The sequence below is a fragment of the Streptomyces sp. NPDC001816 genome (genome assembly GCF_042892235.1).
GTDB lineage: Bacteria > Actinomycetota > Actinomycetes > Streptomycetales > Streptomycetaceae > Streptomyces.
Genome location: NZ_JBIATY010000002.1, coordinates 498,817 through 519,807 on the forward strand (window position 1 = coordinate 498,817; position 20,991 = coordinate 519,807).

Consider the following 20,991-nt stretch of genomic DNA (forward strand, 5'->3'; position numbering starts at 1 on the left):
ACCATAAGAGTTTTTTACTCGATGCTCCTCATATGAGGCGAAGGGTGAAGCCGCGGCCGAGCGGCAGGCTCGGGGTGCGGATGGTTGTCACCCCGCTGTCGCTGTCGAACGACCAGGCGGAGTCCGGCAGTTTCCGCCCGTCGAGGAAGACGTGGTCGGGCGCCATGACGCCGTGCACCGTGAACCGGTACGTCCGCGCGTGCGCCTTGCCCGCGTAGTCGCCCTTGCTCGCGCCGACCGTGACGGTCGTCCCCCCGGCGCCGGCGCGCACCGACACACGCTGGGTGGCGGCCGCTCCCTCGGCGAAGTGGCGGGTCACGCCGTCGCCCTCGTACAGCGTGTAGCGGCTGGTGCCGTGGGCGGACGGATACAGGTCCCAGTCCAGCTCGTGCCGGTCGCGGGTCTGCCAACTCGTCGTGCCCTTGGGCCACATGGGGACGATCGCGCCCTCGCGCACGAACAGCGGGAGCGTGTCGAGCGGGGCGTGGTAGCCGTTCAGGGTGGTGGGACCCTGGTAGGTGCGGCCGGTCCAGTAGTCGGTCCAGGTGCCCTTGGGCAGGTAGATGCCGTCACGCGTGTCGGAGTCCTGGTAGACCGGGGCGACGAGGAAGTCGCGGCCGGACAGGAACTCGTACTTGGCCTGCGCGCCCAGCGTGTTCGGGTCGTCCGGGTACTCCAGCCACAGCGGACGCACCGCGCCCACGCCCGTCTTCGCCGCCTCGGCGGACAGGGTGTACATGTACGGCAGCAGCCGCTCCTTCAGCTGCAGGTACTTGCGGTTGACCGAGGTGTACGGCTCCCCGTCCCGCCACGGCTGCTGGTCGGCGGGCTTGCCGGTGGTGATGTCGCTCGCCCACCCGTCCATCGTCATGATGGCCGGCAGGAACGCCTTCCACTGCAGGTCCCGGGCGTACATCTTGGCGTCGTGCCGGTAGATGCTGCCCACGTCGCCGGTGTTGTAGGCGATGCCGGACATGGTCGCCCCGGCATAGGTCGGGATCTGCCAGCGGATGTAGTCCCAGGACAGCTTCTGGTCGCCGCTCCACAGCACCCCGCACCGCTGGGCGCCCGCCCAGGACACCGGCAGCCACACGAAGCCGCGCGCGTCGCTGTTGTCCTCGATGCCCTTCTTCGCCGCTTCGCAGGCGTCCAGCGCGAACTTGTAGCCGTTGCCGACCCAGGCCACATCCAGCTTGGCCACCCGCTGGCCGGCCTTGACCTGGTCGGCGAGCTTGTCGATGCCGTCCTGGGTCCACAGACCGAGCTGGGCGTTGTGGTCCTGCAGCCCCTTGGCGGTCTGCTCCAGGTTCTCGTACCCGCAGCCGTAGCCGTCGTTGACCAGCATCCAGCCGAGCGGCATCTGGTTCTCGGTGTAGCCGTCGGCGATCTTCAGGGCGTCCAGGGTGTGCCGCTCGCCCCGGTTGGCGTTGTGCAGATAGCAGTCCGAGTCCCCGGGTTCGAGACCGTAGACCGGAGGCATGAAGGGCTTGCCCACCAACTCCGTGTACTTCCCGATGACCTGCTTCGCGTCGCCGAGGAAGTAGTAGGCGTCCAGGCGCCGTTCCTGCTGTCCGGTGGTGACCGGCGAGCCGAAGGTGTACACGCCCGGCGCGAAGGTGTTGCGGAGGACGCCGTAGCCCGCGCTGGAGAGGTAGAACGGCTGCGAGTTGTTGTAGCCGCCCTCGTTCCAGTCGAAGCTGTTGGCCACGTACATGGTCCGCCCGCGGTGCGAGAAGCTGCCGTTCTGCTCGCCGCCGCCGAAGAACTGCTCGTCCGTGCCCCGTGTGAGGCTCTGCCGCATCCCGCCGGTCGACCAGCGCAGCGGCTTGTCCTCCTGCCAGATCCGGGTGCGGTTGTCGGGTGTGTAGAGCCCGAACCGCAGCGGCTTCTTGTACACGCGCAGCACCGCTTCGGGAGAGCGGATGCCGTAGTAGTCGCCCGCGTCGAAGGACGAGGTGTGCCGCTGGAGCGCGGGCTGCCTGCGCACGATGGCCGCGCCGGCCGGATCGCTCAGCGAGCCCGACGGGTCCGCCTGGAGCCGGAGCCGGCCTCCCGTCAGGAAGTCGGCGCGGGCGGTGAGCGCGCCCGCGCCGATCGTGTAGCTCCCGTCGCCGCCCGAGAAGGACGTGAGATCGCCGGCGTCCGTGGTCGCGGGCAGATAGGCGGTGCCCGTGAAGGAGTTGTCGTGCACGTCGTACGGCACGACCAGGACGTGGTACGTCCCCGACGCGCGCGGGATCACCGTGGCCTCGGGGTCGGCGGTGCCGGCGCTGGACGCCACCTGCTTGCCGTGGTCGTCGTAGACGTACAGGTCGAAGTCGTCGGAGGGCTTCTCCCACTTGATCGACAGCGGCACCCCGCCCTCGGGGTTGTCGTCCCAGTAGCCGCCCGGCACCGAGACGGTCAGGTCGAAGCGGTCGCAGACCGAGCTGCCGGGGTCGTCGGCCGCACCGGGGCAGCTCTCGGGGCCGCCGCCGGTGCCCTTGGCGTAGACCGGGCTCTGCCAGTCGACGCTGCTGTGGGCGGAGTCGAGTACGGCGCCGGCCGCTGTCGCGGCGGCCGCGGCGGGTGCCGGGGCGGTGAGCACGGTACCGGCCAGGGCGGTCGCCAGCCCCAGCGGAACCCAGGCCGGCCACGGCACACGGTGTCGGATTCTTCGCACGGCGGAACAGCTCCCATCGCACCATCGCGGATTGACTGTCCTTGCACTTGCTGCACGGAAGCGCTCGAAACAAGCTTCAATCGAGCAACTTCACGCACGCAGCCTCGGGGCCCATGCAGGTGCATGTCAATACCGCCGTCGGGATCGACGGCGCCGCGGGGCTGGGGAATGCCGACTGTGCGGGTGTTGTTGGGTGGGGTGCGGCTGGCATGCGCGGATCAATCGGGTGTGGCCGGCCGCGGGAAAGGAGGCCCTCGTGGCACGCACCACCGTGCGCCCCGTCGTCACCCTGAAGTCGACGGCCGGGACCGGCGTCACCTACGTGACCCGCAAGAACCGGCAGAGCGACCCCGACCGGCTCGTCCTGCGCAAGTACGACCCGGTAGCCGGGCGGCACGTCCTCTTCCTCGAGGAGCGCTGAGCGCACAGAAAAGGGCCGGTCCCGGTGGGTCCGGCCCTTCTCCGTGTGAAGGCTCAGGCCTCGCGCTTGCTCAGCACGATCTGGGTCTGCGTGGTCTGCCCGACCAGCCGGTCCCGGTCGTCGTGCAGGTCCGTCTGCACCACCAGCAGAGTGCCGCCGAGGTGCAGGGGGCGAGCCGTGGCACGGACGTGGCCGGTGGTGACCGCGCGCAGGAAGTTGGTCTTGGACTCCACCGTCGAGGTGCCGGACGCCCCCTCGGGCAGGTTGAGGTAGGCGCACACGGCGCCGACGCTGTCCGCCAGCGCCATCAGCGCTCCGCCGTGCAGCGCACCGCCCGCCGTACAGACGTCCGGTGACCAGGCCAGGCTCCCGACGGTGCGCTCGGCCGTGGCCTCCCGCAACTCGATGCCCAGCCTGGCCGCGAACGGCATGACGGCCAGCAGATCACCGGGTTTCGGGACGGCCGGCTCGGAGGGGGACATGAAGTACCGCCTTTCGTGGGTGCCTTGGTGCCGCGGACGGTGATCCACTGTGGTGGGGCGGGGCGGGGTGCGCCAGTCAGTCCTCGGACGACTCCTGGATCATGGCCAGGGTCAGCACCCCGCCCCCGATGCCCCAGCCGCCGTCGGCGACCTCCTCGACCAGGACCATCGTGGTGGCGCGGGCGCGCTCGCCGTAGATCTCGGCGTACAGCTCGGTGGTACGGGTGACGATCAGCTCCTTCTGCTTCTCGTCCAGGCTTCCGGCGGGGACCTTGAAGTTCGCGAACGGCATGGTGAGTCTCCTTGGTTGACGGGGTGTCAGAGCGAGCTGCCGGCAGTGAGCAGGTCCTCGAGTCCGGCGCGGCGGAAGAAGTCGACGCGGATCCGGTCGGCGACCGCGGACACGACCTCGCTGCCGTCGCGGCTCGGGTCGACGTGGGTGCGCAGCGGCCGCCGGCCGGCGGGCAGGTCCACCAGACGTACGACCGCCTCGGCGACCTCGGCCACGTCCGCGTCCGGCGGGACGAGCGCCCCGAGCCGCTTGTCCAGGCCCGCCAGCAGGGAGCCGTAGCGCTCGTCGTAGGCGGCGGCGCGCCCGGTGTCGGCGGGCGTGCCCGCGTGCGCGAAGTGGTTGGTCCCGGAGGTGAAGGCGCCGGGGACCACGATCGCCGTGTCGATGCCGAACCGGACCAGCTCGGCGGCGTAACTGACCGCCAGCGCGTCCATCGCCGCCTTCGCGGCGAAGTACGGCGCAAGGAACGGCGGGCAGCCGCCCCGGGTGCTGGAGCTGCCGATCCACACCAGCAGGCCCTCGCCGCGCTCTCGCAGGTGGGGGAGCGCGGCCCGGTTCATGCGCTGCGCGCCGAGCACGTTGACGTCGTACGACTGGGCCAGTTGCTCGGGGGTGAAGGCCTCGGCGGGTCCGGTGACCATGTGGCCCGCGTTGTGCACGAGCACGTCCAGGCGGCCCTCGGCGGCCAGGACCCGGGCGACGGCGGCGTCGGCGGAGTCCTGGGAGGTGACGTCGAGGTCGACCACGTGCAGGGCCACGCCGTGCTCGGCCGCGTACCGGTCCAGTTCGGCCACGGCCGGCGCGTTGCGGGTGGCCGTCTGCCGGATGCCCGCGTAGACGGTGTGACCGGCGTCGGCGAGCGCGCGCACGGTCAGCGCGCCGAATCCGCTGGAGGCGCCGGTGACCAGGACGGTCAGGGGAGTGTCGGTGGTCATGATTCCTCGCAGAGAAAGGGAGAGGAGGGGAGGTGGGATCGGGGGTGTCAGACGATGCCGCCGTTGGCGCGTACGACCTGCCCGTTGACCCAGTGGCCGGCCGGGGAGGCCAGGAAGGCCACCACCTCGGCGATGTCGGCGGGCGTGCCGAGCCGCTCCAGCGGGGGCTGGGCGGCCAGCCTGGCGACCGTCTCCTCGTCCTTGCCGTCCAGGAACAGATCGGTCGCCGTGGGCCCGGGGGCGACGGCGTTCACGGTGACGTCCCGGCCGCGCAGCTCCCGGGCCAGCACCATGATCATCGCCTCGACCGCGCCCTTGCTGGCGCTGTAGGCGCCGTAGGCCGGGAAGGACAGGCCCACCACGGAGGTGGAGAAGGCGATGAACGAGCCGCCCCGGCGCAGGGTCCGGGCCGCCTGCCGGGCGACCACGAAGGTGCCGCGGATGTTGGTGCGGTGCAGGGCGTCCAGTTCCGTGAGGTCCAGCTCGGCGATCGGTGCGAGGTACATCCGGCCGGCCGCGTGCACCACGACGTCGACTCCGCCGAACTCGCGGGCCGCCGTCTCGAACAGCTCGGCGACCTGTCCTTCGTCGGCGACGTCGGCCCGGACGGCGACCGCACGGCCGCCGGCCGCGGTGACGTCCTTGACGGCGGCCTCGGCCAGGTCGCGGTTGCCCGCGTACCCGACCACCACGGCGTAGCCGTCGGCGGCGAGCCGGGTCACCGTCTCGCGGCCGATGCCGCGGGAGCCGCCGGTGACGACGGCGACACGGGGGGCTGCGGTTTCCTGCGTGGACATGGGGACTCCTGGGTGCCGGAGGGGTGGTTCCTGGGTGTGCCTCCAGCCTGGGCCGCGGTCCGTGCGGCAGCCATGGCTCGCCTCACCCTGGGGTCGGCAACCCCTGGTTCCGCGCCGTGGCAGGGGTGACGATGGGGGTGTGAACCACTCGGAGCTGGCCGCCTTCCTGAAGTCCCGCCGTGACCGGGTCCGTCCCGCCGACGTCGGCCTGCCCGCCGGGCCCCGCCGCCGGGTCCCGGGACTGCGGCGCGAGGAGGTCGCGCAGCTGGCCGGGCTCTCCGCCGACTACTACACCGAGCTGGAACGCGGCCGCGGCGCCCAGCCCTCCGCACAGGTGCTGGCCGCCCTCGCCCGCGCCCTGCGGCTGAGCGGCGACGAGCGCGACCACCTCTTCCACCTCGCCGAGCGCCCTGTGCCGACCGCCCACAGCACCGCGGTGCACGCCCAGCCCGCCCTGCTGGGCCTGCTGGACCGGCTCACCACCACCCCCGCGCAGATCATCAACGACCTGCACGAGACCCTCGCCCAGAACCCGCTCGCCCTGGCGCTCCTCGGCCCGCCCCCGGCCACCCGGGGCCCCGAGGCGAGCTTTGTCCACCGCTGGTTCACCGACCCCGCCGCCCGCGCCGTCTACCCCGTCGAGGACCACCCGCACCACTCCCGGGTCTTCGTCGCCGACCTGCAGGCGGTCGCCGCCCGCCGGGCCAAGGACCCCGAGGTCGCCCGTATGGTGGCCGCGCTGCGCCGGCGCAGCGAGGAGTTCGCCGCGCTCTGGGAGCAACGGGATGTGGCTCTGCGCCGCACCGACCACAAACGGATCGTCCATCCCGCGCTCGGCGTCATCGAACTCGACTGCCACAACCTGTTCAGCGAGGACGGCCGCCAGCGCCTGCTGTGGTTCAGCGCGCCGCCCGGCACCGAGGGCGCCGCGCAGCTGGAACTGCTGTCGGTGATCGGCACCCAGGACATGACGGCGGGCGCGGACCGGTCGGAGCGCCGGCCGGGCTGAGGCAAGGGGGCGCACGGTTCACGCCATGCGTCCTGACTCGTCACCGATGTCCGCAGACCCGTGGCGGACCATCCGTCGCCTGAGGCACCCTTGACAGTGTGCGTACGGTTTCGCGACGTTTGAGCACTGGCGCACGGCGGGGAGTCGGAGTCAGCACAAGAGATGGCAGGACGCGCCCGGCGCGTCATGGGGGGAGTGATCGCCCATGCGATCCATGAGCCACGGCCCACACGAAGTTCCACACGCCAGGCCGGCCTGTGCCGTACGCGAGAGATCACTCGCGGAGCCGGCGGAAGGGCGGTCGAGCTGACGTGGAGATCACGATCCACAGACCCGGTGACCTGACCTCCGCGCTGCGCGCCGCCTGGCACCGGGCGATGGACGAGTCACCCGAGTACGCCAACCCGTTCCTGGCACCGGAGTTCACCATCGGGGTGGGCCGTCAGCGGGGCGGGGCGCGGGTGGCGATCCTGCGGGAGGGCGGGGAACCCGTCGGCTTCTTCCCGTACGAAAGAGGGCCCTTGGGCACCGGCCGGGCCATCGGACTCGGGCTGTCCGACTGCCAGGCCCTGGTGCACCGGCCCGGGGTCACCTGGGACGCCGCGGAGCTGCTGCGCGCCTGCGGGCTCAGCATCTTCGAGTTCGACCATCTCGTCCAGGAACAGCGGCCGTTCGCCCCGCATGTCACCGGCACCTTCGCCTCACCGGTGATCGACGTGAAGCCCGGTGACGGCGGCTATGCCGAGTGGCTGCGCGGCGCCTACCCGGGGCTGGCCAAGACGACGCTGAAGAAGGAACGCCGGCTCGGGCGGGACATCGGCGAGGTGCGGTTCGAGTTCGACGAGCGGGACCCGATGGCCCTGCGCACGCTCATGGAGTGGAAGTCCGCCCAGTACCGCCGGACGGGACGCATGGACCGGTTCTCGCGGCCCTGGATCGTGGACCTGGTGGACCACCTCTTCCATGTCCGCGAGGAGCACTTCACCGGGGTGCTGTCCGTGCTGTACGCCGGGGACCGCCCGGTCGCCGCCCACTTCGGCCCGCGCTCCAGCACCGTCCTGGCGGCCTGGTTCACCGCGTACGACCCCGAACTGCACTACTACTCGCCCGGGTTGATGATGCACCTGAGGTGCGCCGAGGCGGCCGCCCGCAACGGGGTGACCCTGGTCGACCTGGGGCGCGGCGACAAGGAGTACAAGGACTGGCTCAAGACCCGTGAACTGCGGGTCGGCGAGGGCTTCGCCGCCCGCGCCCACCCCGTGGCCATGGCGCAGCGGCTGTGGCGCAGACCGGTACGCGGCCTGCGTAACACGGTCCTCGCCCATCCCCGGCTGCGCGAGCCCGCCGACCGCCTCCTGAAGACCGCGGGCCGCCTGCGCACCCAGGGCCTGTCCGACGCGTCAGGTCGCAGGGAGTGACGCGGAGGGACGTCACCCGGCGCCGGCCGCGCTGAAAATTTGCGGGCCGGACCATTATCTACTGGCAGGTTCGTGTCAAAAGTGCGTCAAGTTGCGGACGATTCCCCGTCCGCGTGGTCGGGTCTCCTGCGACGGCAGTCGATGCCCCTCTGGGAGGTCCCCGTTGTCCTTGCCGACCCGCAGAAGACGGTGGTTCACCGTCTGTGCGCTCACCGCGTCCGCCGCGCTCGTCGCGATACCTCCGTCCGCCGCCTCCGGCCGCGGCGGCGTCAGCCCCTTCGGAGTCCGCACGCTCGGCCAACTCGCCAAGGAGCGGGTGCAGTCGGTGGGTGCCATGTCGCCGCACCTCAAGGCCGATGACGACGACGGCAACGAGGCGGACGAGATCGCCGAGGGAGCCGACCAGTACGCGGAGGCCCGCACCTCACCCGGTGTCGTCGCACCGGGCGCGTACGGCGCCGCCTGGCGCGGCCTCAGGAATCTGCCGAGCACGGACGGCAGGTGGCGCCACATCACCGGCCTGCCGTACAACTCCGACGACCCGCGCTACCGTGACATCGACTCCAACTCCAGTGGCGGCTCGGGCAATGTGACCGGCCGGATGGCCGCGATCGCGGCCGACGACGGCGGCTACGTCTACGCGGGCAGCGCAGGCGGCGGGGTCTGGCGCTCGCGCAGCGGAGGCGGCCACTGGCAGCCCATCAGCGACCGGCTGCCCGCGCAGTCCACCGGCGCCCTCGCCCTCGACGGCGGAGGCCGGCTGTGGCTGGGCACCGGCGAGGCCACCACCAATGCCGACGCCTACCTCGGCAGCGGCGTCTACGTCCTGTCCCACCCGCACCACGGCACGTTCTCCCCGCGCCGCCGCGTCGGCGGCGACGAACTGGAGAGCACCACCATCCACGAATTGCGCTTCGGCGCCGGCAAGGTGTGGGCGGCCACCAGCAAGGGTGTCTGGAGCCACTCCACGAAGAAGCTGAGCGGCCCCTGGAAGCTGGAGTTCGCGCCCAACCCGGACTATCTGCCGGGCGGTTCCAAGGCCGGCGACCCGAGCGCTCCGTACAAGAACATCGCCAACGACATCGCCATCGACCCCAAGGACCCGTCCAAGGTGGTCCTGGCCGTCGGCTGGCGCAGCGGCGACGACTACAACGGCTTCTACACCGAGACCGGCGGCACCTGGACGCGGATCACCAGCGGCCTCGGCGACCTGCCCGGCGACGCGGACAACGTCGGCAACGTCACCTTCGCCCGCTCCGCCGACGGCTCCCGCTACTACGCCATCGAGCAGTCACCGGAGCAGCTCGCCACCAACCCGGACAGCGGCCTGGAGGGCATCTTCGTCTCCAAGTCCGGCTCCCCGACCGGCCCCTGGACGAAGATCGCCGACTACAAGGGACTGGCCGCCGACAACTCGGCGCTGACCTCCCCGGGTTACATGCCGGGCGTACAGGCCTGGTACAACCAGTTCCTCACCGTCGACCCGAGCGACCCGCAGCACGTGTACGCCGGTCTCGAGGAGGTCTACGAGTCCAAGGACGGCGGCGCCAACTGGTCCACCGTCGGCCCGTACTGGAACTTCACCTTCTCCTGCTGGAGCATCGACCCCGCCAAGCAGACCGGTGACTGCCACCAGACCACCCACTCCGACCAGCACGGCGTGGCGATCGGCCGCTACCACGGCAAGAGCTTCGTGTACGTCGGCAACGACGGCGGTGTCTACAAGCGCCCGGCCGACGGCTCCCAGGACGCCTCCGGCCACGCCACCGACTGGACCTCGCTCAACGACGGCACCATCGACACCCTCCAGTACTACTCCGTCGGCATCGGCAAGGACCTCGACCATGGCGGCCTGTCCGTCACCGGCGGCCTGCAGGACAACGGCCAGTCCGTCCTGCGCGGCAACGACAAGGTGATGGGCTCCAACTTCGGCGGCGACGGCGGCGACACCCTGACCGATCCCGCCAACGGCTGCAACATCGCCGAGGAGTACGTCTACCTCGCCGTCCAGGTCACCCAGAACTGTGCGGTCAACGACGGCAGCTGGACCACCGACGCGAGCAAGGCCACCTCGTACGGCGTCGCCCCGCCCGACAACGCCACCAGTGAGGCCCGCTTCATCGCCCCGCTCGCGACGGACCTGAAGAACGGCTCCACCTGGATCGCCGGCGGCCGCCACATCTGGGTGCAGACCCACGGCTACGCCATCCGCAGCGGCTCCGAGTGGACGAGCGTGCACGACTTCGGCGCCGGACGCGTCGCGACCGCCGTCGCCGCCTCCGGCGGGAAGATCTACGCCGCCTGGTGCGGACCGTGCAACAACCAGGGCTTCGCCCGTGGCATCGCCGTCGGCAACGCGGACGGCACCGGCTGGCACGACATCGCCCTGCCGGTGGACGGGACCGTACCCAACCGCTACCTCAGCGGCTTCGCCGTCGACCCGAAGAACGCCGACCACGTCTTCCTCGCGGTCAACGGCTTCTCCCGGCACTGGACCGAGGGACCGGGCGCGGGCGTCGGCCATGTCTTCGAGTCCACGGACGGCGGCACCACCTGGAAGGACGTCTCGGCGAACCTCCCGGACGTGCCGACCGACTCCGCCCTGGTGACGGCGGACGGCGGCCTCGCTGTGGCCACCGACCTCGGCGTCGTCTACCGCGCACCGGGCCGTACGACGTGGCAGCGCGTCGGCGACCTCCCGGCCGTCGCCGTCCTCCAGCTGAAGACGAGCCCCGACGGCGGCACCCTGTACGCGGCCACCCACGGCCGGGGCATCCACACCATCAGGCTCCGCGACCTCGACTGAGCGGCGCGGACGCGTGCGGAACGGGTGACCCCGCTGTCCCTGGTGTCACCCGTTCTGCGTATACGGCACCACGTTCACGTCCAGCGTGAAGACAACGCGCGGGGCACCCGCGATGTCCGGCGCCTTCGCCGAGACGGTGACCCGGGCGGCACCGCCCCGGGTGCCCGCGCACCGCAGGGTGGCGTGCGCGGTGCCGTCCGGGTCCACCTGCCAGCCCGAGACCAGGACGAGGGCGGGCGCGGAACTCACCACGCCGGTCCACCGCTTGTCGTCCACGCGGGGCCGCAGCACCAACCGCGCCACGGCCCCGGGCCGCACGCAGAGTTCCCGCCGTACCGGGTCACCGGGGGAGACGGCGACGTCGACGCTTCCCGCGGCACAGCGCCCGGCCGGTGCCGAAGGGCTGTGGGTCCCGCCGGTGGTGGGCGCAGGGGCGGCAGGGCTGCTGGGCATACCGCTGGAACTCCCGGACGAGGAAGCCGACCGTGACGCCCCGCTCCCGGCGCCCCGCCCCGCCGACGCCCCGCACCCCACCAGCAGGACCACCACGGCCGCCGCACACCCGCCCATCCACCACCGCATTCCGGACCTCCCACAGGCGCCGCCCGCCACCGGGAACGGCGAACGGAGTGACACATAGCCCAGCATGACGCTCAGGCCGGTCCGGCGTCGCACCCCGGACGGTGATCGAAACGCGCCCGGTGGCCGCGCAAGGCTCAGGCGATGCGGTCCAGTGACGCCTCCAGGTCGAGTTCGCCCTCGCGGGTCTGGGCGCCGGCTGCCACGGCGGCCCGCATCCGCTCGACCACGGCGTCCGGTGCCGGGTAGACCCCGCCCAGGGCCCTGCTCTCCTCGCCGAGCCCCGCCAGCAGGCTCCCACTGGTGGCTGCGGCCCCGACCGCCGCCTTCGCCGCGGTGATCTGCTCCGGGCGCAGCGCCGCGATGCGCCGGGCGAGGGTCTCGACGAAGCCGTCGAGCTCCTCCGGCGGGAGGGCGCGGTTGATCCAGCCGTAGCGCTCGGCCGTCTCGGCGTCGAAGAGGTCACCGCCGAGGATCACCTCCAGAGCCCTGGCGCGGCCCACCAGCGGGGGCAGCAGCTGGGTACCGCCGCCTCCGGGGATGATGCCCATCCGGGTCTCGGGCTGAGCGAGCCAGGTCCGTCCCCTGGCGGCGAAACGCATGTCGAGTGCCGTCGCCAGCTCGTTGCCGCCGCCCCGAAGACGCCCGGCGAGCTTGGCGATCGTCACCTGCGGCAGCGCGCGCAGACGCAGCATCAGCTTCTGCATCGGGTTGACCAGAGACTCGTCGCCTCCGGTCCCGGCGTCCGGGTTGGCCAGCTCCGCGAAGGTCTCCGGCTTGAGCATGAAGCCCAGGTCGACATGGGCGACGAAGAAGTCCGGGTCGGCGCTCTGCACCACGATCACACGCACCCGCTCGTCGTCACGGACGGCTCCGACGAAGTCGTGCAGTTCGTTGATGAGCGTCGTGTCGAGCATGTTGACCGGCGGGTTGTCGAGCGTGACGTGAGCCACGCCCGCGTCGATCGCCACCCGCATTCCCGTGTAACCGTCGTACGGCATCTCGTGCTTCTCTCGATGGAATCTCTGGCCTCAGGCCCGTACGTCGGTCACGCTAAAAGCTGACGTTGACGTCAGAGGCAAGGGGAATGTGATGCGCATCGGCGAACTCGCCGCCAGAACGGGTGTGAGCGTGCGAGCGCTGCGCTACTACGAGGAACAGCACCTGCTCGCCTCCGAGCGCAGCCCCAGCGGGCAGCGGCACTACGCGGACGGTGCGGTCGACCGTGTCCTGCTGATCCAGCAGCTGTACGCGGCAGGACTGCCGAGCAGGTCGATCGTGGAGCTGCTGCCGTGCGTCGTGACCGGCGAGGTGACGCCGGAACTGCTCGAACGGCTGTCGGCGGAGCGGGACCGTATCAACACCCGGATCGGCACCTTGGTCGATACCCGGGACAGGCTGGACACCCTCATCACCACGGCCACCACCACCTTCCGAACGGGTCGTCCCTGCCCCTGACGCGCGCGCTCGTTCCGGTTCGGGCAACCTTCGCGAGCGCCAGGCGGTCTTGCCGGATGCCGGGGTCGGGGCAGTGCCCTTGCCGAATGCCTGAGTCGGAGTGGCGATGACGAATCCGAGCACCGTGGTGAGCTGGGTCGACGCACGCGAGACACTGCCCCGGAGCGGTACACCGGTGGCAGCGGCGATCACGGGCCGATATCCGGCCGACGGTGCCGCCGGGTCCGACACGGCGTCGGGTGAGGAATTCTGGCTGGTGCGGCCGATGGTCTTCACGGCCGTGCACCGGAGTGCGGACGGGGCCGAGCACAGGGACTGTTTCGTGGACTCCGACGGAGTCGTCCGTCTGCCCTACGGCCTGCCCAGTGAGGAAACGGTGACTCACTGGGCCGCACTGCCCACCCTGCCGGGCGGGAATACGCACATGCTTCTCGGGGAAGGCGTGCGGCCGGCTCTCGAGCATGCGTGGGGCGCACGTCCCACCGCCTGACGCACCGCCCCCTTCGCGGCCCCCGTCATGCAGCGGTTCTCTCGCCTTGAGTCAGGAAACCGATCGGTTTACGATGCTGGAAACCGATCGGTTTCACCTGTCTGGAGACTGCCGTGACCGCACTCAAGAACTCCGTCGTCCTCGTCACCGGTGGCAGCCGGGGCATCGGAAAGGCCCTCGTCGAAGAGCTGTACGAGCGGGGAGCCGGGAAGGTGTACGCCACCGCCCGCGACCCGCGCACCATCACCCACCCCGACGCCGTCGCACTGCCCCTGGAGGTCACCGACCCCGCCTCGGTGGCGGCCCTGGCCGAGCAGGCGCCGGACGTGACCGTGCTGATCAACAACGCCGGTATCTCGACCGGCGCCCGGGTGCTCACCTCGCCGCTGGAGGACGTCCGCCGCGAGTTCGAGATCAACTACTACGGCCCGCTGCTGCTCACCCGCGCCTTCGTGCCGGTCATCGAGCGCAACGGCGGCGGCCACATCCTGAACGTCCACTCCGCGCTGTCCTGGCTCGCCGACGGCAGCAGCTACAGCTCCACCAAGGCCGCCCTGTGGTCGCAGACCAACAGCCTGCGCCTGGACCTCCAGTCCCGCGGCATCCAGGTGACGGGCCTTCACATGGCGTTCGTGGACACCGACATGACGGCCGGAATCGACGCCCCGAAGGCGAATGCCCACGACATCGCGGTGGCCGCCCTCGACGGCATCGAGTCCGGAGCGCACGAGGTGCTCGGCGACGACACCACCCGCTGGGTCAAGTCGGTCCTCTCGCAGGACCTCGCGTCGATGTACCAGCAGTTCGCCAAGTAAGCCCGGAGTCCGGGCCGCCCAGGTGTGGCCCAGGTCAGGCCCCCGGGCGCGTCCGGATGTGACACCTCGTTCTTGCCCGCCCCGCCGTCCATGGCGTACCTGTGCCACCGGCCGACGTACCGGAACGGGACGGTGGGGTGGATCCGATGGCACGCACACTGGTGATCGGCGGCGGCATCGCGGGCACGGCGGCCGCGCTGGGCCTGCAGAAGGCCGGACACGACGTCGCCCTCTTCGAGGCACACCCCGACACCGCCGAGGACATCGGCGCCTTCCTGACCCTGGCGACGAACGGCATGCGTGCCCTGGCCCAGCTCGACGCCACGGACGCCGTCACGGCCGTCGGTTTTCCGCTGACTTCGCTGCGTCTGCTCGACGCCACGGGCACCGAGGTGACACACGCCCCCCTCGCCGGGGCGGACGACCCCGCCCTGCGCTACCGCTGCCTGCGCCGCGGCGAGCTGAACGCGGCCCTGCAGGCGGAGGCGGCCCGGCGCGGCATGGCCGTCGTCCACGGCGCCCGCCTGGTGTCCGTGGACGACGGCCCCGACGGCGTCACCGCGCACTTCGCGGACGGCAGCACCGCCACCGGAGACCTGCTGATCGGCGCGGACGGCCTCAACTCGGCCGTGCGCGGCCATGTCGCGGCCCTCGCGGCTCAGCCCCGGTACGCGGGCCAGCGCGTCTTCTACGGCTACACGGACGGCACTCCCGCGGCCGAGGACACCGGCGCCATCACCATGGTGCGCGGCAGCAGATCCGCCTTCGGGTACGCGGTCTCGCCGGCGAGGGAGACGTACTGGTTCGCCCGCGTCACCGGCGACCCGCTGCCCGCCGGCCCTCCCGCCCACCGCGCGGCCGGCGACCGGCGCGAGGAACTGCTCGCCCTGCTGCGCGAGGACGCCGGCCCGGCCGGCGACATCGTCGAGGCGAGCGCCGACCGCATGATGGTCGTCAACGCCGCCGAGATGCCGCTCGGCACCCCCTGGCACACGGGCCGGGTCCTCCTCATCGGCGACGCGGCCCACGCGGCCTCCCCGGCCACCGGGCAGGGCGCCTCGATGGCGCTCGAGGACGCCGTCGTCCTCGCCAAGGCCCTGCGCGACACCCCCGACCCACGCACCGCGTTCGCCGTCTACGAGCAGCACCGCCGCCCGCGCGTCGAGCACAACATCACCGTCAGCGGCGGCATCTCCCGCGGCACCCACACCCCCGCACGCGCCGGCTCCGCGGCTCCCGGCGCCACACGTGTCGATGACGCGCTGATCCGCCAACTGGCCTGGGAGACACCGCTCCCGGCCGGCGTCGACGGGCAGCGCTGAGCAGGACTCCGCCGCGAAAGTGCAAGAGGCGGAGCATGGGAGTCCATTGCCGGAGCAACCACCGGGCCCGGATCGTTCCGGTGCAACCGGCCCTTCGGCAACAAGGAGCACCCGTGCGACTGTTGAGCAGAGCAGGCGGCGCCCTGGCCGCGGCCGCCGCCCTGACCCTGGGCGGCGGCACACCGGCCCCGGCGTCCGCCGCGCCCCCGTCCCTCGACGCGAGTTACACCGTGAGCGTCGGGACACCGGTGCCGTTCACCCACCCCACGGACACCCCCGCCACCCCGTACACCGACAAGGACGGCACGTTCCACTACCAGCAGTCCGCCGCCCTCTACGGCGCCAACGACCCGCGCACCTGGGACTTCTACACCGGCAAGGACTTCGACACCGCCACCTTCGACAAGAAGCTGAGCAGGGCCGTCGATCCGGCCAACTCCGCCGACCGCAACGACGACACCACCTGGCGCTGCAACAACAGCCCGACCGGCCGTGAGGCGACATACGCCCCGAGCGGCTCCGGCTACGCCCAGAAGAACTACTGCGACCTGTCCGGGGTGTGGGTCGACCCCGATACCGGTGACTGGTACGGCCTGGTGCACAACGAGTTCACCCCGCAGCCCTTCGGGGACGGACTGCACTACGACGCCATCGACTACGCCGTCTCCACCGACCGGGGCCGCACCTGGACCATCAAGGACCACGTCCTGACCTCCCCGTACAGCACACAGCGCGGGGACTCGACGGCCTTCCCGAACCAGACGTACTCCTACGGCGACGGCGACCAGCGCCTCTACGCGGACACCGCCTCCGGGTACTTCTACGTCTACTACGGCTCCCGGATCGTGGACAAGAAGGGCGGCTGGAAGGCCTTCTACGAACACGTGGCCCGCGCCCCGATCTCCGCGAAGATGGCGCCCGGCTCCTGGCGCAAGTGGTACGACGGCTCCTGGTCCCAGCCCGGCACCGGCGGCCGGGAGAGCAACATCGTGCCCGTCGACGCCGACCACCCCACCGGCTACACCCCCGTCCCCGGCGAGTACGACCCGGCCAACACCGGCACCGCCGCCGAGCAGATCGCGGCCGGCAAGATGCCCCCGACCTCGCCGCTGTTCGTCATGAACATCGCCTACGACGCCCACCTCGGCCTGTACATCGGCGAACCGCAGGCCGTCGACCAGAGCGGCGACTCACCGCAGTACTTCTACGCCACCGACGACCTGGCCTCCCAGAAGTGGCGCCTCATCGGCGACACCGGCGGCTACACCAACGCGTCCTGGTACCGCTGGTTCCTCGACCCTGCGGGCCGGACCAGCTCCGCCGTCGTCGGCAGGACCTTCCGCTCGTACTGCTCCTTCGGCTGCTCCCACGACTCCTCCGGCGAGTACGTCGACGTCACCATCGACGCCGACCGGGCCGCCGCGCCACCGGTGGACACCACCCGCCGCTACCGCATCTCCGGCGGCACGGGCCGGGTCCTCGCCCAGAGTTCCGGCGGCGCCGGCACGACGTCCGTCGCGTCCCCCACCGGATCCGCCCGCGAGTCGTGGACCTTCACCCCCACCGGCGACGGCGCCTTCACCCTCGCCAACGCCGCCAGTGGCCGTCTGCTGGGCGTCGACTCCGCCGCCACCGCCGGCCGCGCCTGGGGCGCCCGGCCGACCGTCACCGCGGCACCGGCCGGCGGGCCGACCGTCGGCCAGCAGTGGTTCCTGATCCGCTGCGCCTGTGATGACGGCGGCTACCGTCTCGTCAACCGCTACAGCGGCCTCGTCCTCGCCCTGTCCGGGACCTCCGGCCGACGCGTCGAGACCACTCCGGCACGCAACTGGACGGACACGAGCGGCAGTTCCGTCGGCGGCGGCCGCACCGCGGCCGAACAGACCCTGTCCCTCACCCCGACCGGACCGGCCCGCACACGGTGATCGACTCCGGGGCCCGCCGATCCGGCGGGCCCCGGACCTATCCTGCCCGCATGCTGATCGACAACGGGGAGACCGACGCCCACCTGGCCCTGGCGGCCGCACAGGCGGGCGCGGACGTGGTACGGGACATGTACGGGAAATCCCTCGCCCGCTTCGAGAAGTCCGCCGGCGACTTCGCGACGGCGGCCGACCTCGCGGCGGAGAAGGCCATTCTGGAGGTGCTGCGCGACGCGCGGCCCGACGACGCCGTCACGGGGGAGGAGAGCGGCAGCACCGGTGCCGAGGCGGCGCGGCGCCGCTGGCTCGTCGACCCGCTGTGCGGCACCCTCAACTACGCCGTGCGGAACATGCTGGTGGGCGTGAACGTGGCCCTGCGGGCGGGCGACGAGATCACGGCGGCCGCGACGGCCGACCCGTTCAACGGCGAGGTGTTCTGGACCGACGGGCAGCGGGCCCGGGTCCGGAGCGACGGCACGGACGAGGAGTTGGCGCCCTCGCCCGACTCGCAGCTCGTGGACGTCAATCTCGACCCGCCGTTCCCCAACGCCCCCGGCTTCCAGGCGGTCCGCCTCCTGGCCGACCCGGGGTTCGTGCGGCGGTTCCGGCCCCGGGTGGTCTCCACGACCCTCGCGGTCGCCTGGGTGGCCGCCGGCCGCCGGGCTGCGTACGTCACCGACGGCGACCTGCGCGACAGCGTGCACTTCTCCGCCGGCATCGCCCTGTGCCGGGCCGCCGGCTGCACGGTCACCGGCATCCACGGCCAGCCCCTGCACACCGGCGCGGGCGGGCTGATCGTGGCCGCCGACCCGGAGACGCACGCCGCACTGCTGGAGATGGTCGGGAACCAGCGGCGGCAGCAGGCGTAGCGCCCCGGCACGCCTTCGGAGGTTTTGACTTTCGAAGGCTTGCCGCCCAGTTGGCTCACCACTTAAATCAAAACATGAACTAAGCCATGGGGTCAGCTTCTTGACCTCCGCAGCCGCATGGAGCCGCCACATGAAACTGCGATCCCTGGGCATCGCGCTCGCCGCCACCGCAGCGCTGATCGTCCTGCCCACCACCCATCCACCGGCCGCCGCGGCCGACACCCCGCTGTCACAGGGGAAGACGGCCACCGCCTCCTCCACCGAGAACGCCGGCACCGCCGCGGCCAAGGCCGTCGACGGCGACACCGGCACCCGCTGGTCCTCGGCCGCCGCCGACGACCAGTGGTTCCAGGTCGACCTGGGCGCCACCGCCTCCGTCACCCAGGTGGTCCTGAACTGGGAGACCGCCTACGGCAAGGACTACAAGGTCCAGATATCCACGGACGGGACCAACTGGAGCGACCTGAAGTCCGTCACCGGCTCCGACGGAGGCGCCGACACCCTCGACGTGTCCGGGCAGGGCCGCTATGTCCGCATGCTGGGCGTGCACCGCGCGACCCCATGGGGCTACTCCCTCTGGGAGTTCCAGGTGTTCGGCTCGACGAGCGGCACCCAGCCCGCCTGCGGCACCGCGAACGCCGCACAGGGCAGGCCGGCCACCGCCTCCTCCACCGAGAACGCCGGCACCCCCGCCTCCGCCGCCGTCGACGGCGACACCAAAACCCGCTGGTCCAGCCAGGCCTCGGACCCGCAGTGGCTCCAGGTGGACCTCGGCGCGGTCAAGAACCTGTGCCAGGTCGACCTGAACTGGGAGGCCGCGTACGGCAAGGACTTCCAGCTCCAGGCCTCCGCCGACGGCCAGAACTGGACCACCCTCAAGACAGTCACCGGCGCGAGCGGCGGCACCGCCTCCTACGACGTCAGCGGCTCGGGCCGCTACCTCCGGATCTACGGCACCACACGCGGCACCGGCTACGGCTACTCGCTGTGGGAGGTCGCCGTACACACCGGCTCCACCGGCACCCCACCGGTCCAGGGCGGCGGCGACCTCGGCCCGAACGTGATCGTCGTCGACCCCTCGACCCCCGATCTCCAGAAGAAGTTCGACGACGTCTTCGCCCAGCAGGAGTCAAGCCAGTTCGGCACCGGGCGCTACCAGTTCCTGCTCAAGCCCGGCACCTACAACGGCATCAACGCCCAGCTCGGCTTCTACACCTCCATCTCCGGTCTCGGCCTGAACCCCGACGACACCCGGATCAACGGCGACGTCACCGTGGACGCGGGCTGGTTCAACGGCAACGCGACCCAGAACTTCTGGCGTTCGGCGGAGAACCTCGCCATCAAGCCGGCGGGCGGCACGGACCGCTGGGCGGTCGCCCAGGCGGCCCCCTTCCGCCGCATCCATGTCCAGGGCGGACTCAACCTCGCCCCGAACGGCTACGGCTGGGCCTCCGGCGGCTACATCGCCGACTCGAAGATCGACGGCACGGTCGGGCCGTACTCCCAGCAGCAGTGGTACACCCGCGACAGCTCGGTCGGCGCCTGGACCAACGGCGTGTGGAACATGACCTTCTCCGGCGTCCAGGGCGCACCGGCGACCAACTTCGACAGCGGCCCGTACACCACCCTGGACACGACACCCGTCTCGCGCGAGAAGCCCTTCCTCCACCTGGACGGCTCCACCTACAAGGTGTTCGTCCCGGCCAAGCGCACCAACGTCCGCGGAGTGTCCTGGCCGGCCAATGCGGGCACCTCGATCCCGCTCGACCAGTTCTACGTCGTGAAGCCGGGCGCCACCGCCGCCACCATCAACCAGGCCCTCGACCAGGGCCTCAACCTCCTCTTCACACCGGGCGTCTACCACCTCGACCAGACCATCGACATCACCCGCGCCGACACCGTCGTCCTCGGCCTCGGCCTGGCCACCCTCGTCCCGGACAACGGCATCGACGCGATGCACGTGGCCGACGTCGACGGAGTCAAGCTGGCCGGATTCCTGATCGACGCGGGCCCCGTCAACTCCGACACCCTCCTGCGGATCGGCACCCCCGGTTCCACCGCCGACCACTCCGCCAACCCCACCACCATGCAGGACGTGTTCGTCCGCATCGGCGGCGCCGGACCCGGCCTCGCCACCAACTCGGTGGTGGTCGACAGCGACGACGTCATCATCGACCACACCTGGATCTGGCGCGCCGACCACGGCAGCGGCGTCGGCTGGGACACCAACCGCGCCGACTACGGCCTGCGCGTCAACGGCGACGACGTCCTCGCCACCGGCCTGTTCGTCGAACACTTCAGCAAGTACGACGTGTACTGGAACGGAGAACGCGGCCGGACGATCTTCTTCCAGAACGAGAAGGCGTACGACGCCCCGAACGCCGCCGCCATCACCCGCGACGGCATCGTCGGCTACGCGGCCTACAAGGTCGCGGACTCCGTCACCACGCACGAGGCATGGGGGCTGGGCAGCTACTGCAACTACACGGCCGATCCCTCGATCGTCCAGGCCCACGGCTTCCAGGTCCCGACCACGGCAGGCATCAAGATGCACGACCTGCTGGTGATCTCCCTCGGCGGCAAGGGCCAGTACGCCCACGTCGTCAACACCACGGGAGCCCCCACCTCGGGCACGGACACCGTCCCCTCCAAGGTCACCCAGTTCCCGTAGTCCCGAACGGCGTACCACGGCAGGCGGCCGCCGTCCGCTGCCG

General features: G+C 71.4%; 18 protein-coding genes. 11 read left to right on the forward strand and 7 right to left on the reverse strand.

The genetic code is table 11. The features are described 5' to 3' along the window. Positions 1-28: 28 nt before the first annotated feature. Positions 29-2,191, reverse strand: a complete 2,163-nt coding sequence (locus tag ACFYZZ_RS07970; protein WP_389173670.1) for a TIM-barrel domain-containing protein — start codon at positions 2,189-2,191, stop codon at positions 29-31. A 727-nt stretch (positions 2,192-2,918) separates the two neighbouring features. Between ACFYZZ_RS07970 and rpmG the strand changes: the two genes are divergently transcribed. Continuing rightward, positions 2,919-3,083 carry a 50S ribosomal protein L33 gene (rpmG, locus tag ACFYZZ_RS07975; RefSeq protein ID WP_389172778.1) on the forward strand — a complete coding sequence of 55 codons (165 nt, stop codon included), beginning with the start codon at positions 2,919-2,921 and terminating at the stop codon, positions 3,081-3,083. A gap of 53 nt (positions 3,084-3,136) precedes the next feature. Here rpmG and ACFYZZ_RS07980 read toward each other — a convergent pair whose 3' ends face one another. The 4 genes from ACFYZZ_RS07980 to ACFYZZ_RS07995 all read right to left on the reverse strand — a co-directional run bounded on the left by ACFYZZ_RS07980 (position 3,137) and on the right by ACFYZZ_RS07995 (position 5,589). Next, complete coding sequence (locus ACFYZZ_RS07980) at positions 3,137-3,565, reverse strand: PaaI family thioesterase (protein WP_389172780.1); 429 nt, start codon at positions 3,563-3,565, stop codon at positions 3,137-3,139. 76 nt (positions 3,566-3,641) lie between these two features. Next, positions 3,642-3,857 (reverse strand): tautomerase family protein, encoded by a 216-nt coding sequence (locus tag ACFYZZ_RS07985; RefSeq protein ID WP_097258166.1) that lies wholly within the window; start codon positions 3,855-3,857, stop codon positions 3,642-3,644. A gap of 26 nt (positions 3,858-3,883) precedes the next feature. Further along, positions 3,884-4,792 carry an SDR family oxidoreductase gene (locus ACFYZZ_RS07990; protein ID WP_389172781.1) on the reverse strand — a complete coding sequence of 303 codons (909 nt, stop codon included), beginning with the start codon at positions 4,790-4,792 and terminating at the stop codon, positions 3,884-3,886. A 47-nt stretch (positions 4,793-4,839) separates the two neighbouring features. Beyond that, positions 4,840-5,589 carry an SDR family oxidoreductase gene (locus ACFYZZ_RS07995; RefSeq protein WP_389172783.1) on the reverse strand — a complete coding sequence of 250 codons (750 nt, stop codon included), beginning with the start codon at positions 5,587-5,589 and terminating at the stop codon, positions 4,840-4,842. 139 nt (positions 5,590-5,728) lie between these two features. On the opposite strand from ACFYZZ_RS07995, the gene ACFYZZ_RS08000 reads away from it, so the two are divergent. The 3 genes from ACFYZZ_RS08000 to ACFYZZ_RS08010 all read left to right on the forward strand — a co-directional run bounded on the left by ACFYZZ_RS08000 (position 5,729) and on the right by ACFYZZ_RS08010 (position 10,822). Next, positions 5,729-6,598 (forward strand): helix-turn-helix transcriptional regulator, encoded by an 870-nt coding sequence (locus ACFYZZ_RS08000; protein WP_389172784.1) that lies wholly within the window; start codon positions 5,729-5,731, stop codon positions 6,596-6,598. A 311-nt stretch (positions 6,599-6,909) separates the two neighbouring features. Continuing rightward, a complete protein-coding gene (locus ACFYZZ_RS08005) occupies positions 6,910-8,016 on the forward strand; it encodes a GNAT family N-acetyltransferase (protein ID WP_389172786.1) in 1,107 nt (368 codons plus the stop codon). Positions 8,017-8,179: 163 nt separating this feature from the next. Beyond that, positions 8,180-10,822, forward strand: coding sequence for a glycosyl hydrolase (locus ACFYZZ_RS08010; RefSeq protein WP_389172788.1), 2,643 nt, complete (start codon positions 8,180-8,182; stop codon positions 10,820-10,822). A 45-nt stretch (positions 10,823-10,867) separates the two neighbouring features. Here ACFYZZ_RS08010 and ACFYZZ_RS08015 read toward each other — a convergent pair whose 3' ends face one another. Together ACFYZZ_RS08015 and ACFYZZ_RS08020 are read right to left on the reverse strand one after the other, a co-directional pair. Continuing rightward, positions 10,868-11,275, reverse strand: a complete 408-nt coding sequence (locus ACFYZZ_RS08015) for an acetyl-CoA synthetase (RefSeq protein WP_389172790.1) — start codon at positions 11,273-11,275, stop codon at positions 10,868-10,870. A 263-nt stretch (positions 11,276-11,538) separates the two neighbouring features. Continuing rightward, entirely contained in the window at positions 11,539-12,402 is an 864-nt protein-coding gene (locus ACFYZZ_RS08020) for an enoyl-CoA hydratase/isomerase family protein (RefSeq protein WP_389172792.1), read from the reverse strand. A gap of 91 nt (positions 12,403-12,493) precedes the next feature. On the opposite strand from ACFYZZ_RS08020, the gene ACFYZZ_RS08025 reads away from it, so the two are divergent. From ACFYZZ_RS08025 to ACFYZZ_RS08055, 7 genes are all read left to right on the forward strand, one after another. Beyond that, entirely contained in the window at positions 12,494-12,859 is a 366-nt protein-coding gene (locus tag ACFYZZ_RS08025; RefSeq protein WP_389172794.1) for a MerR family transcriptional regulator, read from the forward strand. A gap of 106 nt (positions 12,860-12,965) precedes the next feature. Beyond that, on the forward strand, positions 12,966-13,349 hold the full coding sequence (locus ACFYZZ_RS08030) for an AQJ64_40280 family protein (RefSeq protein ID WP_389172796.1): 384 nt from the start codon (positions 12,966-12,968) through the stop codon (positions 13,347-13,349). 113 nt (positions 13,350-13,462) lie between these two features. Further along, the gene (locus ACFYZZ_RS08035) at positions 13,463-14,164 is read left to right on the forward strand and encodes an SDR family oxidoreductase (protein WP_389172798.1); all 702 of its coding nucleotides are present in this window, start codon (positions 13,463-13,465) and stop codon (positions 14,162-14,164) included. Positions 14,165-14,310: 146 nt separating this feature from the next. After that, complete coding sequence (locus tag ACFYZZ_RS08040; protein ID WP_389172800.1) at positions 14,311-15,486, forward strand: FAD-dependent oxidoreductase; 1,176 nt, start codon at positions 14,311-14,313, stop codon at positions 15,484-15,486. Between the two features lie 113 nt (positions 15,487-15,599). Further along, positions 15,600-17,411 carry an RICIN domain-containing protein gene (locus tag ACFYZZ_RS08045; RefSeq protein WP_389172802.1) on the forward strand — a complete coding sequence of 604 codons (1,812 nt, stop codon included), beginning with the start codon at positions 15,600-15,602 and terminating at the stop codon, positions 17,409-17,411. Between the two features lie 50 nt (positions 17,412-17,461). Continuing rightward, the gene (locus ACFYZZ_RS08050) at positions 17,462-18,277 is read left to right on the forward strand and encodes an inositol monophosphatase family protein (RefSeq protein WP_389172804.1); all 816 of its coding nucleotides are present in this window, start codon (positions 17,462-17,464) and stop codon (positions 18,275-18,277) included. A 130-nt stretch (positions 18,278-18,407) separates the two neighbouring features. After that, positions 18,408-20,948: a discoidin domain-containing protein gene (locus ACFYZZ_RS08055; protein ID WP_389172806.1), complete on the forward strand. Its 2,541-nt coding sequence runs from the start codon at positions 18,408-18,410 to the stop codon at positions 20,946-20,948. Positions 20,949-20,991 lie beyond the last annotated feature (43 nt).

Excerpts from the sequence above, each read along its gene's own strand:
- ACFYZZ_RS07980 (WP_389172780.1), bottom strand. The coding sequence starts at position 3,565 with ATGTCCCCCTCCGAGCCGGCCGTCCCGAAACCCGGTGATCTGCTGGCC.
- ACFYZZ_RS08015 (WP_389172790.1), bottom strand. The coding sequence starts at position 11,275 with ATGCCCAGCAGCCCTGCCGCCCCTGCGCCCACCACCGGCGGGACCCAC.
- ACFYZZ_RS08020 (WP_389172792.1), bottom strand. The coding sequence starts at position 12,402 with ATGCCGTACGACGGTTACACGGGAATGCGGGTGGCGATCGACGCGGGC.
- ACFYZZ_RS08055 (WP_389172806.1), top strand. The coding sequence starts at position 18,408 with ATGAAACTGCGATCCCTGGGCATCGCGCTCGCCGCCACCGCAGCGCTG.
- ACFYZZ_RS08050 (WP_389172804.1), top strand. The coding sequence starts at position 17,462 with ATGCTGATCGACAACGGGGAGACCGACGCCCACCTGGCCCTGGCGGCC.
- ACFYZZ_RS08030 (WP_389172796.1), top strand. The coding sequence starts at position 12,966 with ATGACGAATCCGAGCACCGTGGTGAGCTGGGTCGACGCACGCGAGACA.
- ACFYZZ_RS08025 (WP_389172794.1), top strand. The coding sequence starts at position 12,494 with ATGCGCATCGGCGAACTCGCCGCCAGAACGGGTGTGAGCGTGCGAGCG.
- ACFYZZ_RS07985 (WP_097258166.1), bottom strand. The coding sequence starts at position 3,857 with ATGCCGTTCGCGAACTTCAAGGTCCCCGCCGGAAGCCTGGACGAGAAG.
- ACFYZZ_RS07990 (WP_389172781.1), bottom strand. The coding sequence starts at position 4,792 with ATGACCACCGACACTCCCCTGACCGTCCTGGTCACCGGCGCCTCCAGC.
- ACFYZZ_RS08040 (WP_389172800.1), top strand. The coding sequence starts at position 14,311 with ATGGCACGCACACTGGTGATCGGCGGCGGCATCGCGGGCACGGCGGCC.
- ACFYZZ_RS07995 (WP_389172783.1), bottom strand. The coding sequence starts at position 5,589 with ATGTCCACGCAGGAAACCGCAGCCCCCCGTGTCGCCGTCGTCACCGGC.